Source organism: Cupriavidus sp. 22TCCZM04-2 (assembly GCF_057798895.1).
On sequence record NZ_JBYOJS010000016.1, the window covers coordinates 38775 to 52347 of the forward strand.

At 62.2% G+C, this 13573-nt stretch carries 15 protein-coding genes; 4 read left to right on the forward strand and 11 right to left on the reverse strand.

The features are described 5' to 3' along the window. Positions 1-6: 6 nt before the first annotated feature. From AC3FKG_RS21705 to AC3FKG_RS21720, 4 genes are read right to left on the reverse strand one after another with little or no spacing between them, the layout of a single operon-like run. The gene (locus AC3FKG_RS21705; RefSeq protein WP_488744089.1) at positions 7-375 is read right to left on the reverse strand and encodes a cupin domain-containing protein; all 369 of its coding nucleotides are present in this window, start codon (positions 373-375) and stop codon (positions 7-9) included. Then, the gene (locus AC3FKG_RS21710) at positions 372-788 is read right to left on the reverse strand and encodes a cupin domain-containing protein (RefSeq protein WP_483714480.1); all 417 of its coding nucleotides are present in this window, start codon (positions 786-788) and stop codon (positions 372-374) included. The genes AC3FKG_RS21705 and AC3FKG_RS21710 overlap by 4 nt, the downstream gene beginning before the upstream one ends. A 26-nt stretch (positions 789-814) precedes the next feature. Further along, positions 815-1201 (reverse strand): hypothetical protein, encoded by a 387-nt coding sequence (locus tag AC3FKG_RS21715; RefSeq protein ID WP_483713781.1) that lies wholly within the window; start codon positions 1199-1201, stop codon positions 815-817. Positions 1202-1220: 19 nt separating this feature from the next. After that, positions 1221-2489, reverse strand: a complete 1269-nt coding sequence (locus AC3FKG_RS21720) for an aromatic ring-hydroxylating oxygenase subunit alpha (RefSeq protein ID WP_488744090.1) — start codon at positions 2487-2489, stop codon at positions 1221-1223. A 234-nt stretch (positions 2490-2723) separates the two neighbouring features. Between AC3FKG_RS21720 and AC3FKG_RS21725 the strand changes: the two genes are divergently transcribed. The 3 genes from AC3FKG_RS21725 to AC3FKG_RS21735 all read left to right on the forward strand — a co-directional run bounded on the left by AC3FKG_RS21725 (position 2724) and on the right by AC3FKG_RS21735 (position 5938). After that, the gene (locus AC3FKG_RS21725; protein WP_483713779.1) at positions 2724-3377 is read left to right on the forward strand and encodes a TetR/AcrR family transcriptional regulator; all 654 of its coding nucleotides are present in this window, start codon (positions 2724-2726) and stop codon (positions 3375-3377) included. A gap of 463 nt (positions 3378-3840) precedes the next feature. Further along, positions 3841-5160 carry an MFS transporter gene (locus AC3FKG_RS21730; protein WP_488744091.1) on the forward strand — a complete coding sequence of 440 codons (1320 nt, stop codon included), beginning with the start codon at positions 3841-3843 and terminating at the stop codon, positions 5158-5160. 64 nt (positions 5161-5224) lie between these two features. Further along, complete coding sequence (locus AC3FKG_RS21735) at positions 5225-5938, forward strand: maleate cis-trans isomerase family protein (RefSeq protein ID WP_483713777.1); 714 nt, start codon at positions 5225-5227, stop codon at positions 5936-5938. 13 nt (positions 5939-5951) lie between these two features. On the opposite strand, the gene AC3FKG_RS21740 is transcribed toward AC3FKG_RS21735, so the two are convergent. The 6 genes from AC3FKG_RS21740 to AC3FKG_RS21765 form a co-directional block, all read right to left on the reverse strand. Continuing rightward, positions 5952-6332 (reverse strand): RidA family protein, encoded by a 381-nt coding sequence (locus AC3FKG_RS21740; RefSeq protein ID WP_483713776.1) that lies wholly within the window; start codon positions 6330-6332, stop codon positions 5952-5954. 86 nt (positions 6333-6418) lie between these two features. Then, positions 6419-7795 carry an FAD-dependent oxidoreductase gene (locus AC3FKG_RS21745; RefSeq protein ID WP_488744092.1) on the reverse strand — a complete coding sequence of 459 codons (1377 nt, stop codon included), beginning with the start codon at positions 7793-7795 and terminating at the stop codon, positions 6419-6421. Then, complete coding sequence (locus AC3FKG_RS21750; protein ID WP_483713773.1) at positions 7792-8142, reverse strand: (2Fe-2S)-binding protein; 351 nt, start codon at positions 8140-8142, stop codon at positions 7792-7794. The genes AC3FKG_RS21745 and AC3FKG_RS21750 overlap by 4 nt, the downstream gene beginning before the upstream one ends. Beyond that, on the reverse strand, positions 8132-9265 hold the full coding sequence (locus tag AC3FKG_RS21755; RefSeq protein ID WP_483713772.1) for an NAD(P)/FAD-dependent oxidoreductase: 1134 nt from the start codon (positions 9263-9265) through the stop codon (positions 8132-8134). Before AC3FKG_RS21755 ends, AC3FKG_RS21750 begins: the two co-directional genes overlap by 11 nt. Before the next feature lie 69 nt (positions 9266-9334). Continuing rightward, a complete protein-coding gene (locus AC3FKG_RS21760) occupies positions 9335-10318 on the reverse strand; it encodes a Bug family tripartite tricarboxylate transporter substrate binding protein (protein ID WP_488744093.1) in 984 nt (327 codons plus the stop codon). Between the two features lie 77 nt (positions 10319-10395). Next, positions 10396-11310 carry a LysR family transcriptional regulator gene (locus AC3FKG_RS21765; RefSeq protein ID WP_483713770.1) on the reverse strand — a complete coding sequence of 305 codons (915 nt, stop codon included), beginning with the start codon at positions 11308-11310 and terminating at the stop codon, positions 10396-10398. Positions 11311-11531: 221 nt separating this feature from the next. Here AC3FKG_RS21765 and AC3FKG_RS21770 point away from each other — a divergent pair, with 221 nt between their 5' ends. Continuing rightward, positions 11532-12380 carry a class I SAM-dependent methyltransferase gene (locus tag AC3FKG_RS21770; RefSeq protein ID WP_483713768.1) on the forward strand — a complete coding sequence of 283 codons (849 nt, stop codon included), beginning with the start codon at positions 11532-11534 and terminating at the stop codon, positions 12378-12380. Between the two features lie 171 nt (positions 12381-12551). Here the strand turns inward: AC3FKG_RS21770 and AC3FKG_RS21775 are convergent, their stop codons facing one another. Beyond that, on the reverse strand, positions 12552-13424 hold the full coding sequence (locus AC3FKG_RS21775) for a LysR family transcriptional regulator (protein WP_483714479.1): 873 nt from the start codon (positions 13422-13424) through the stop codon (positions 12552-12554). Positions 13425-13573 lie beyond the last annotated feature (149 nt).

Here is a 13573-nt window from a genome sequence, read left to right on the forward strand (position 1 = left end):
CGCTGCTCAAGCTTGGGTCGCCAGCGAGGATCGGTTGATGACGCGATACAGGCGGCCGCCCTCGGCGTCGCATGTCCACTGCCGAGGCTCCGCACTGGGAATAATGATCCCTTCACCTTCCGAGAGGTGGTAGGTCTCTCCGGCGGCGTGGACCGTGAACGTGCCCGCCAGCACTGCAGCCACTTCCTCGCCCGCTTCGCCTGCCGCGGCCCCCAGCGATTCGCCCCGGCGCAGCACGTGGATAGCGATGTCGAAGGCGTCGCCACTGGTGGCGTGGCACGCGGGCGCAGTCGAAATCGATTCACCGACCGTTACGCGGCGGCAAAGTGCCTCGCCGGCGCGGGTGTGAACGCCCGCAAATTCTGTCTCGCTCATGCCCGTTCTCCCCGGTCGGCCAGCGGGTAATAAGGCACCGTATCTTCGGCGCCGTATTCCTTGCGGGCGGGTGTCACCACATTCAGCCGCATGCTGACGCCAGCGGGCGCAAAGCGATTGCTGCCGTAGTGCATCAGGCCGGCCGGGATCAGCAGGGCATCGCCCTGCTCCATTACGGTCTCGTGATCGCCGGCTTCACCCAGCCCTTCGAAGACGGAGCAGGCGCCCGAGAACTGCAGCGAGGCCTCCTCGCCATGCTGGTGGGATTTCGCCGGCAGATCCCGGCCGGCGGATTCAACGAACTTGACGACGGCAACGCTGACCGTTTCGCCAAACATGTGTTTCATGTACAGGCCATCGGCGACGACTTCTTTCAGGTTGTCGTCGATGGCAAACACGCGGCATTTGGGCATGGTGGACTCCTCTGCGAACGGGGCGATCAAAGTCCCGGCGACAACTTGAATGCCTCGTCGGCGATGAAACGACGCGGATCGTAGCCATCGATCACCGCTTGCTGGCGATAGAACTCAATGGCCGGCGCAACCTCCGCAAGCGACAGCAGCAGGTTCATGAGTGCCTGGGCTTCGGCGGGCATGGCGCCAAGTTCAAAGGTGTTCAGGTATGCGGTAATCGCATCGATCTCCCCGAGCATGGTGTCGGCGAACACGCGGATTTCGTCCATCGAGGCGCGATGGCGCTGGATATTGCGCGCGGTTTCAGTCGTCAGGCTCCAGTGCGCGATCGTGTTCAGGTGCGCAAAGCGCTCGGGCAAGGCTGGCGTGCGTTGCGTTTGCAGACCGCCGATGTTGATGATCTTTTCTTCCATGATTTCGCTCCGCGGTGTCTTATTGCGCTGCGCCGATCAGACGATCGACCACGTGCGCGCCATGGCGCACCAGGATTTCGCTGTCCTGGAGGATCATGTGCGTCTTTGCGCCGGTTTCCGCCGCGGCCTGCGTGCGTTCCAGCGTGCTCATGTCCTCCAGCAGCACGTCGCGTAATGCGACCTTCATGTATTCGAGGAAAAAGCGGCCGCCGGCCGTGGTCATCTCGGGGTAGTACACCCGGCCCTCGAACAGGATCTTGTTGTGCGCGATGGGACGGAACGTGTAAGCCTGGTAATAGTTGGGCCGCAGCGAGACGTAGAAGTCGGGGAAGATGACGTTGAGGTCGAACAGCCAGTTCTTGCTCTGCGTCCAGTTGACGCCTTTGGGCAGGGCCTCGAGGGGAAACTCGTGCTTCGCGCTGCCCATGCCGGCCCGCAGTGCAGCGGCGGCGATGGGTCGAGATCCCGCCGATTCTGCGAGCGCCTCGGTGGCTGCGGCGCCGCCGCTTGTCACCGCTTTCGGGTTGCCGTAAACCGACTTCTGATTGCCCGCGAGCGAGAGGCGCCTGTGCACGTCTCCGCAGACCACGTCAAGAGGGCGCATGATGCCGCCATCGGTCTTGTCGATCGCGTCCGCAATAGAATTGCCATGGATATAGGCAACGTGATAGGCCTCCTGAAAGGCGTCCAGTGCCAGCTTCCAATTGCAGTTGACGACGCTGGTCCACTGGAAGGCGCACGTCAGCTTGTCAAACGGGTATTCCTCAATATCGCCATAGACCGGCTTCATGAACTCGGCCAGCGTCTGTGCCGGCTGGGCTTGCATATTGACGAAGATGAATCCCTGCCACACGTCGCATGACACTTGCGACAGGCCATAGTCTTCACGCTGCAAATCGAAGAAGCAGCCTTCTTCCGGGACACCCGTCAGGCGGCCATCGAGGTCATAGGCCCAACCGTGAAACTTGCAAAAGAACTTTCGCGCGTTGCCGCACTTTTCATAGACCAGCTGGTTCAGCCGGTGCGCGCAAACGTTGTGCATGGCACGGATCTCGCCCTGCTTGTTGCGCACGACGATGATCTCGGTATCGCAGACCGCCAGTTCCTTGACAAAGTAGTCGCCCGGGTTCGGGATCTCTTCCACGCGGCCAACCTGCAGCCAGGTCCTCTTGAAGATCTCGGCTTTCTCGCGCTCGTAGTACTCGGGCGATATGTAGGGCTCGACCGGTATTGGACCTTTGCCAAGCTCCGGGTACCGGTCGGTGAAGAACGTTTGCTGCAATGTCATTGCGCATCTCCTACTGGATGGGGACATCGGCGAGGGGTCGCCGTCGAATAATGAATGGCATTTTATTTTCAACGGAAAAAAAGTCAAGTTCGAATTTAGATGACTTGCCGAGAGGCTCTTTCGGCATCACCCCTGCCCCATGTTGGTAAAATACCGAACCACGTTGGGGCATCTTTGCACCAGCGACAAGGCGGACAAGAAGACAGCCCGGGGGCGGGCTGGAAGGAAAGGGCAATGCCACAAGTCAAGAAGGCCGGGATGCGCGAGGCGATCCTTGCGGCAGCATTCGATCTGTTTTGCCGCAAGGGCTACACGGCAACCACCATGTCGGAGATCGCGCGCGCGGCCGGCATGACCGTAGCCAATCTGTACGTGTACTTCGATTCCAAGCTGCTGATCTTTTACGAGATCTATACGCCCTGGTTGCTCGCCCGGGTGGACACCCTGCGCGAGTCGGTGCAGAAATTTCCGACTCCTCGCACACGGCTGCGGCGCATCATCGTTGGCCTGTGGGGTGACATTCCCGCGGCGGACCATTCGTTTGCCAACGCGATGATCGAGGCACTCGCCAGTGCCCCGATGGACACCCCGAAGCCGAACAACCTGCTCGAACAATGCGAGGTCGCCATCACGGACCTCATCCTTGATTGCCTGCCGCCGGCGCGCGCCCACCTGGCGTCGAACCGCCTGCTGTCGCATATCCTGTGGATGGCCTTCGACGGCTTTGCCATCAACAGCCGCATTGGGGATACGCGTGACCTAGAGGCGATCGCCGCGTTGATGACGGATATGATCCTGGGGCCGGAGGTCGCCATGGACCCCGCCCCTCGCGGCAAGGGCCGTACGGTGCGCTCGCGCAAAGAAGCGAACACGAACACGGCGTCTTGAGCCTTTCGAAGGCTAAAACGGCCCGCCCCTCGCCCGCCTGAATAGCAAATACCACTTATTTGCCGGCGCCTCATCCACCGGGGCGCTCCCTCCGCATTGCCGTCCGGCAACCTGAATCCTGCCACACATAGCCCACCCACCCTGCCTCCGGGGAATCCGGCCATCCTTGAACGGCCCACGTGCAGTTACCTTGAAGCGCCTATATTTCTATCGCAAACGCGCTGGGGGGTATGCCCCCGAATGCTCTTTCACGCTTCAACCAGAACCGCTCAAGCTGCACTCTGAGGGGCCTCGCCCCATCCGGTGGCATTTTTCTTGAGTACGTGACTAGGGTATGTACCGATGCCTCGCATGTATTAACGAATACTACTATTTATTTAGCTGCTGCCTACGCGGTCTCAGCGTAGGTCGCCGGCAGCCAACGCCCCCATTAAAAGCCGCCCCCCCCCTTGGAGTCTTCGCCATGCATGTTGCTGGTACATCCGAAGCCGCCCGGTCCGTGCCCCAACGGACCACCTATCTTGTCCTGTTCCTTTGCTGGATCGCCATTCTTGCCGAGGGGTACGACATCGGCGTGATGGGCACCATCGTTCCCGCGCTGATCCAGGATCCGCAGTGGAAGCTGACACCCCTCGAACTCGGCCAGATGAGCAGCGCGGCACTGGTTGGTACCTTATTCGGCGCCTACTTCATCAGCCCGCTAAGTGACTTGGCCGGTCGGAAAAAGCTTCTGATCGCCTGCGTAGCATTGTTTTCGCTGTCCATGCTGGCCGCAGTCTGGGCCCCGTCGCCCGCTATCTTTGCCTTGGTGCGCGGCATTGGAGGGCTCGGTCTGGGCGGCGTCATCTCAGTAGCTGCCGCCCTCACGGTGGAATACTCGCCGCCCGGGCGCCGCAATCTGAACTTCGCGTTGATGTACTCGGGTTACCCAATCGGTGCTGTGGTCTCGGCGCTAGCCGGTATGGCGTATATGGAGCAATTCGGATGGCGCGCAGTCGTGGCCATTGGCGCCCTCCCGCTGGTGTTCATTCCGGCCCTGATGCTGTGGCTTCCGGAATCGCTGGACTTCCTCGTCAGCAAGGGCCGGCATCGGGACGCACAGGCACTAGCCGAGCGCCTCGGCGTCGAGACGCCTGCTGCGCTAGCCCTCGATGAGACGCCGCCCAAGTCGCTGAAGGACGTCTTTGCCGAGGTCTTCTCGCGCAAGAACGCTGTGGGGACGATCTGTCTGTGGACCGCACAGTTCATGGCGATCACTATGGTCTACGGGCTGGGAACGTGGCTTCCGCAGATTATGCGCAAGAGCGGCTATGACCTTGGCTCGAGCTTGTCTTTCTTCGCGGTCTTCAACCTTGCCGCAGCCATCGGCGGCGTAATGATCGGTCGGATAGCCGATTACTTCGGGCCGCGCAGAACCATCGCCGTCAGTTTCCTGGTAGGCGCGGTCTCGATTCTCGCGCTTTCCCAGAAGAACGGTCTGCTGGTCAACTATGTCCTTGTGGCTCTGGCTGGCTTTGGCAGTATCGCCACGGCCCTGGTACTGCTCGGCTACGTCGCTAGCTACTATGCGCCGCATGCCCGCGCTTCCGCAACTGGCTGGGCGGTCGGTGTCGGCCGCTTGGGCGCGATGGCAGGACCAGTACTTGGTGGCTATATCGCCGGCCTGCACGCCAGCCCGGTGTGGAACTTCGTGCTGTTCTCAACTGCTGCCGTACTGGCTGCGTTGGCGGTGTACGTCACGCCGACGCCAGAGCACGTCGGACAAGCACAGGGCAGGAAGTAATTCGCATAAATTTGCCGGCGCCGGGGCGATACCGGTACCGGCCTCGAATTTGACAGGAATCAGCATGAGCCTTGGTTTTGGATATCTAGCGCGCATCGGACACCTTTACCCGTCCGGCGGCCTATGCGACTTTGAAGTTCAACTGATGGCACCCGCCGGCGTGCAGTTCGTCACCACCCGCATGCCGTTCGCGCGAACCTCGTTGGAGAGCGACAAAGCGGTGGTTGCCGATGTCGAATCCCACGCCGCATTGCTGGCGACCGCCGGGGTCAGTCTGATCGCCATGAATTGCACCGCGGCGAGCATGGCAGTCGGGGCACAGATAATCAACCAGCGCATCTTCGATGCCACGGGCATCCGCTCGGTCACCACCACCGACGCCATACTCGCAGCCTTGGGCGCGGTCGGCGCACGCCGTGTCGCGTTAATGACCCCCTATCCGCGCGAAGTCGTGGAGATGGAGATCGCCTTTCTAGCCAGGCACGGCATCGACGTCGGCAGTGACGTTGCGACGCCCTGTTCCACCCCTATTGAACAAGGCTCCATTCGCGCCTCGCACTGGGCCAAACTGGCGCAGACACTCGACGTCCGCGATGCCGATGCAGTACTGGTAAGTTGCGCTGGCATTCAGGTGAGCGCTGTCATTGAAGAGATAGAGCGCTGTGGCAAACCGGTTATTACCAGCAACCAGGCGTTGCTGTGGCACTGCTTGCGCACGCTCGGGCTGCAAGACAGGCTCACCGGGTTCGGGGCCCTGCTCTCCGGCGCGTTTGACTAGTTGTTCGAGGTTGTTATCGTTGAAGTGATACTGACACCCCAGCCGTTGCGGCTGAGACGATGATTTCCACCAGAATGTCCGGATGACCCAGTTGGCATTGCGCGGTCGCCCGCGTGGACGCGGCGTTCGGAGCAGTCCACGCGTCCCAGATTTCATTCATGCCTTCGAAGTCCCGATCAAGGTTCTTCAGCCAGATCTGGGCTGTGAGCAATCGATGCTTGTCAGTGCCAGCTTCTGCCAGGAATTTCTCGATCTTGGCCAAGGCTTGTCTGGTCTGGCCGCGAATGTCCTGGCTGCGGTCGTCAGCGGTCTGCCCGCCGACAAACACCATGCCGTTGTACACGACCGCGCGGCTACGTCTTTTGTCCGTGGCAATTCGCCGGATTTCACTCATAGGAACTCCTGATTCAGGGCTGTTGATCGTCATACAGAAACATTGCACTTGTTGGCCTCGGCCAATTGGCTGCGGCCAGGTTAAAACTATCCCGCCAGCTCTCCCAAGCTGACGGGCTTGATCGGCGGACGGATCCGGTAATAGCCTACCTCTTGCGGCGGCACGCCACGCCCCTGCGCGATCATTTCGGTCACAGTCAACCCGCACAGGCGGCCCTGACATGGCCCCATGCCACAGCGCCCAAACGCTTTCGTCTGATTCGGGCCCTGGCAGCCAACTTCGATATACTTCCTGATCCGCCCCGCCGACACCTCCTCACAGCGACAGACAATGACCGAGTCATCCGGGGGCATGCGATGCGCGTCCTTGGGGCGATACAACGCGTCCAGGAATGGCCGGATGTGCAGATGCTTCTGCAACTCGGCACGCACCTGCTGCTCTTTCAGCCGCCGGTCGGTCATGCCAGGTCGCTGGAACCTGGAGGCAATCGAGATGGCGGCCAACCTGCCTTGTGCCGCCGAAGCCTTGGCACCCACAATGCCCCTGCTGTCGCCCGCGATATAGATTCGCGTGTCTTCGATTTCACCGTACTCGTCGGTATCGGGAATCCAGCAAAGCTGGGCGTCGCTCCAGTTGTGCCTGGCTCGCAGTGCCCAACTGATCTGAGTATTGGGCACGACACCCTGATGGAGCAATACCAGGGAAGTGTCGATGCGGCGCTCTACGCCCCTGTGCGTGAAGCACAGCGCTTCGGCACGTTGCTCCCCCTGGATGGCGATGGTCTGCGCCCCCGCATACACAGCAACTTTATGGCGACGCAATAGCCTGAGCATGTCCATGCCCTTGCGGAGATCCCGCCAGCCCCGCAGGGCTTTCGCCAGATGAGGAATGGCTCGCAGATAGTCGGCGCGTTGCGTGGTGTGCACGACGGCCTTGAGCTCGATCCCCGCTCGCAGGTACTGCACCGCCAACAGGTACAGCAGCGGGCCACAACCCGCGAGGACGGCAGGCTCTCGCGGCAACGCACCCGCGCTCTTGATCAGGATCTGCGCCGCGCCAGCGCCCATCACCCCGGGCAGCGTCCAGCCAGGCACCGGGAACGGACGCTCCATGGCGCCGCTGGCAAGCACGATGGACCTCGCCTCTACGGCGTGGCTGACACCGTCCTTCAGATAATTGATGTTCCGGTCCCGGCCGACGTTCCATACGGACGCGCCAGCGATATGCTGGGCGCCACTGAGGGCAAAGGCCTGTGTCAGCGCCGCACCAGCCGCATAGTCCTCGCCGAGCAGCGCACGCAGCTTCGGGCTTGCCCCGTCGACATTCCGATAGATCTGCCCACCCGTCGCCGGCTGTTCATCCAGTACGGCAACACTCAGTCCCCACTGCCGCGCTTCGATCGCGGCAGACAGTCCGGCAGGGCCAGCCCCCACGACAATGACATCGTGCATGTCAGCGTTCATTCGACTTCACCTTCTTCCTGTATGGCAAGTGCCGAGGCGCCTTGCTGGCGCTTGACGACCATGCCCTCGCGCACCATGGCCAGGCAAGCCTGGCGGCTGGGCTTTCCGTCCACCTCCACCAGGCATTCGAAGCAAACGCCCATCATGCAGTACGGCGCCCGCGGCGCCGAAGTCACTGGCGTGGTGCGAAACGGGGCTACGCCACTCAGCAGCAACGCTGCGGCGACGGTCGTGCCCGCCGGCGCTGTCAGTGTCTGGTCTTCGTACGTCAGCGTGACGCTGCAACAGCGATCCGCCTCTGCCGGCGCAAACAGGGGCGCCGTGGCGAGCTTGTGATCAGTGGGCATTATTAAAACTCCTGGTCGGATCAAGGTAACGGTCCCCGGCAAATGCATCGATGTCGTCTGGCGCAGGTCCGAAGCCCGCAACCCACGGACCGACCACGTATGTGTGCGTGCCGGCGAGCGTCACGCCGCTGTGACTGGTTGCAACGAAGGCTCCCGGGCATGACGTGGATTCCTGATAGATCGGGCTTCCGTCGGGCGTCATCACGCGCAGCGCGCCCCAGGCACGGACCAGGCGCACGTTGGCAAGGATGGGGAACGTCTCCACGGCACGCCGTGCAATCCATTCGATGGCGGACACGGTCGTCCCATCATCGAAGCCGACATCTTCGACCGAGTAGCCAAGCTGCACCGTTCCTTCGGACGTTTGTCGCGCCTTGTTGGTCGGATAGGGCAGGAACGGCCTGAGCCTTTCGGTGATCAACACCTGACCCCGGTTAGGCTTGACCGGCGCGTGCAGCCCGACCTGCGGTGCGAGATGCTTGTTGCCAAGCCCTGCCGCGAGAACGACCCGATCTCCGCTCCAGGTGCGCTTGTCCGCCGCTGTGACAACAAAGCCGCCGCCTGGGCGATGACGCACGGCGGTCACGTCCACGCTGGAAAACACCTGTGCGCCCACCGCCTTCAGACCTGCGTGCAGCGCGTGCAGCAGCTTCAGCGGGTTGACGTGGCCGTCCAGCGGACACCAACTGCCCCCGGCGACTTTCGGACCGAGCGCCGGAAGATGGCGCTTCAGCTCGGCATGGTCCATCATCTGGTAAGGCACGCCTGGACCAGTGTTCCTGAGGCCCTCCAGCATCGTCTGGCGAGCCCGCATTTCCTTGTCGCTGAAGCCGATCCAGAAGCCGCCAGACTGCTGCAGATCGACGTCAACCCCGGTCAGTTCCAGCAGTTCGCTGGCGAGTGGCTGCCAGTAATCGATGGCTTCCCTGGACCAGCGGGCATAGCGAGGAAACCCATCGCCTTTGCTCTGCGCCCATACCAGCCCAAAGTTGCCGCGCGAAGCCCGATTGGCGATGTCTCCCTGATCCAGCAATGTGACTGGCGCCCCGGCTTTCGCGGCGCCGAAGGCGATGGCCGCCCCCACCACGCCGCCGCCCACAACGATGACTTCTTCCTTGCGCATGTTTATCCTTCGACCGCCCGATCCTTCCTTCACAACACTGCAACATCGAACGCCGGGCGGCGTCATCTTTCAATCGATACTGATGTGACCGGCCTTGATGACGGCGCCCCATTTGGAGGCGTCGGCTCTGATCAGGTCGGCAAACTGGGCCGGCGTACCCGGCGCAACGGTCGCCCCCAGGCTTTCGTGCTGCTTGATGATCCTGGGATCCGACAGGATCGCGTTGATCTCGGCGTTCAGCTTCTGGACAATCGCGGCGGGCATGCGTGCCGGCCCGACGACTCCGCCCCAGGTCACCATTTCGACGGCGGGAAATCCGGCTTCCGCGATCGTTGGCACTTTTGGCAGCAGCGGCGAGCGGGTCGGGCCCGTGATGGCCAGCGCGCGAATCCGGCCAGCGCGCACCTGCGGCTCCATGGATGTGAAATTGCTGACCATCAACTGGATCTGTCCGGCGGCCAGGTCGGACTCAGCCGCAGGCGCGCTCTTGTACGGAACGTGCGTGATCTGGATACCCGCCTTTGTCCGGAAGAGTTCGGTCACCACGTGCAAGGACGTGCCAGTACCAGTGGAGCCATAGAACAGCTCCCCCGGATGCGCCTTCGCATACGTCACGAGCTCGTTGACCGAGTTGACGGGAAGCGAAGGCGTCACGCCCAGGAGGTTCGGTTGTGTCCATTGCTTTGCAATGGGCGTGAAATCCTGGATAGCCCGATAAGGCAGGCGCTTGGCAGCAAGCGCTGCCACCACGAACGTAGAGAGGTTTGCGCCCCCGATTGTGTATCCGTCAGGCTCGGCCTTCGCAATGACGTCTAGCCCGATAACCCCTGCCCCACCGGGCTTGTTTTCAACAATGAAGGGCTGGCCCAGGCGCTCGCTGAGCGCAGTGGTGAGAATTCGCGCCGTCACGTCGGCGGCGCCCCCGGCGGCCGCATTGACGATGAATCGGACAGGCCGGTTGGGGTATCCGCCCTGGCTGAAGGCCGTAGACGCGGCAAACGTTGCAATCAGGCCGAGGGCAGTCCGGCCGAGGTTCAGCATGGAAAACTTCACAACCGCCTCCTTGGAAAGTCATGATGGAGATGTTATGAAGAAACCGCCGCCGAACCCATGGCCGCCGCATGTGCAACCTATTCAGATTTGATATGGGTCTTGGCCCTCTCCGTCGCCGTCGACAGGTAGCGAAGCAGATCTCGGGCCGGCTCGCTGAGCCGGGTGTCGCTCATCGCCGTGGCATAGAAGGTATAGCTGAGCGTCGGCCTCAGCGGCAGGACTATCCCTCCACGCTTCCGATGCAGTACGCCGGTGAGCGGATCGACAATCGAGACACCCATGCCACGCAGCACCAGTTCGCTCATGGAGTGAAAGAGCGAGGTTTCGACGGTGATATCGAGTTGCAGGCCGGTGGTGGCCAACAAGGCATCCAGCCGCTTCTGAAATGTTCCGGTAGGACCGACAAAGGGCTTCCCGACGAGATCCTTCAATTCCACGGCAGAAGATTTCGGCGACAGCCATTTGCGGGTCCCGATGCAAACGCAGTCCGCACTGAACTCTGCAACGGTCTCAAGATCCCCAAGCGAAAGCGTATCCGCGGTGAAGCCAATGTCTGCCTGACGGTTCCGTACGGCGCGCGCGACTTCGACATACGAGGTCACCGACAGCGTAATGAAGACGTCGGGATACTTGCCGCTCAGATATTCGATCGCCTCCGGCATGATCGAGTGCCCGATCGACGGTATGGTTGCGATGGAGAGCCGTCCCATCTTCTGCTTGCGCAACTGGTCCGAGAATCTCATGATCTCCTCCAGCCCCAGGAAGGACTGCTGGACCTTGGTCATGAGGGCCAGGGCTTCCTCAGTCGGCTTGACCGTTCGCCCGTGCTTCAGAAAAAGCGGAAAGCCCACCAGCTTCTGGAGTTCCGCCACGACCCGGCTCATGGAAGGCTGGGACATGCCAAGCGCATCGGCACCGGCGCTCATCCCGCCATGCATGATGGCGGCTCGAAACGCCTCGATCATCTTGTGGGTAATCACTTTCTCGGACATATGTCACCTGCGGCCTGCTCAACAAGCATGCCACGATACCGCAAGGGATACCCGTCGGCGCTACCTGGCCCGGAAAAACTACACGTTCTGTCCCGAGTGCGCAGAATGAAAGCCTTCTGCGTGGAAGCCAACTTACGGGCGTGCACGACGGGGCCCACACGATCGCTGGCGCAATACAATGCTACTGTCCAGACGGCGGTGGGTCCTGAGGGAGTCTCCAGATGACCGACAGCAGAGTGAAATCCAATCTTCACAATACGTGGGAAGCGGCAGCAACCGGCTGGGCGAAGTGGGAGCATGTGTTCGCCACCAGTCTTTCGGGCGCCACGGACACGCTCATCGATATGGCCGGTATCCGGCCGGGCATGCGCGTTCTCGATCTCGCTTGCGGTGCCGGCAGCCAGAGCATCCAGGCAGCGATGCGAGTGGGTGCCGACGGCGAAGTGGTCGCCTGTGATTTATCGGGCACCATGCTCGAGCACGTCCGCCGAAATGCCGCTCAAGCCGGTCTTCAGAATATCGAAACGCTGGAATGCGCAGCAGACGAATTGGACGAGACATTGGCGCCGTTCGACGCAGCGATGTGCCGATTGGGATTGATGCTTTTTCCATCGCCTAGCGAGGCATTGACCGCTGTCCAACGGGCCCTCAGGCCAGGCGCGCGTTTCGCGGCGCTGGTCTTCACGACGCCGGCCAACAATCCCTTTATGGCTCAGCCGATGGCGATCCTGCTACGCCATGCGGGCAAGTCGCCTCCCGCGCCCGGCCAGCCTGGAATCTTCGCACTGGGAAGCGATGGCGTGATGGAACGCCTGCTGAACGGCAGCGGTCTTGGCGATGTGAAAACCCAGCGTGTTCGAGCGCAGCTCGTCTTGCCGAGCGCGTCCGACGCTCTGCAACTGATGCAGGAAGCCGCCGGGGCATACCGGGCTGTGGTAGCGGAGCTCGATGTCGCGGCGAGATTGAGGGCCTGGAACGATGTTTATGAATCCCTGAAGCAGTTCGACGTCGGCGAAGGCTTCAAGGCAGAGCTCGAACTCATCATCGGGTCGGGCGCCAAGCCTGGATAGCGTCGACAGGCCGATGCAGATCGGGAGGAAGTTTGCGTCCTGTCCGCGCTACCGAGTTTGCAGGTGTGAGCGAACGACGGCTCAACAACGATGGACGGCCGTTCGGGACACGAACTCTTGATCGACGGAGAAGATCCTTGTTGCTGCCAATACCCGATACCGCGCCCTCGCTCAGCGGCTGCCCTCGAATTCTGCCACGATGGCGTCGATCATCGCCCGCACCCGGGCGGTGTGGCGCAGGTCCTGATGGGTGACCAGCCACACCTCGTAGGGCTGCGCGCGCTCGCGTTTGGGCCAGATCCGCACCAACCCGTCGCGCTCGGCCAGGTGCACGGGCACTTCGCCGATGGCAATGCCGGCCTGGATCGTCGCGCGCAGCATCAGGCTGGAGTTGACCGTCGACACGAGCCGGCCCGCGTGGGTCGGCTCGCCCACCAGCGTCGGAAGGCGGCTACCGCTGGTGTGGGGCTGGTAGATGACGAGGTCGTGCCCGGCGAAGCCGGTGCCGGCGGCGGGCTCGCCGTGCCGCTTCAGGTATGCCCTCGACGCGTACAGTCCGACGGGCCAGCGGGCCAGCAGGCGAGCCGCCAGGTCGGGGTTCCCGGGCTTGATCGTGCGCACCGCGATATCGGCCTCGCGTCGTGCCAGGTTCATCATCTGGGTGGACGTGTTGAGCTGCACGCGTACGTCCGGGTGCTCGGCGTGCAGCCGCTCGATGGCCGGGATCAGGAACGCCAGCGCCAGCGTGTCGGTGGTGGTTACGCGCACCTCGCCCTCCAGCCGGGTATCGACGCCCTGCGCTTGCCGGGCTAGCTCGTGGGCCGACTGCTCCATTTTCTCCGCGGACCGGAGCGCGTTCTCGCCGGCGTTGGTCAGCACGTATCCATCGGAAGTGCGCAGGAACAGCGTCGCGCCCAGCGCGTGCTCCAGCGCAGCGATACGCCGGCCCACGGTGGCCTGGTCCAGGTTGACTACCTTGGCCGCGCGCCGCAGCGTGCGCTCGCGCTGCACGGCAAGGAATACACGGGTGTCGTCCCAGTTCATGTCGGATCCTTCCGAGCAGTCGGATGAGGTGATGCAAAAATGCATTGCTGAACGGGAATATATCAGCATGACTGCATCACCGGGCCTGGCCTACATTGAGGGCCTACCCCAGAAGCCGGGCCGCGTATCGCTCCCGTCGGCCTCCGGCC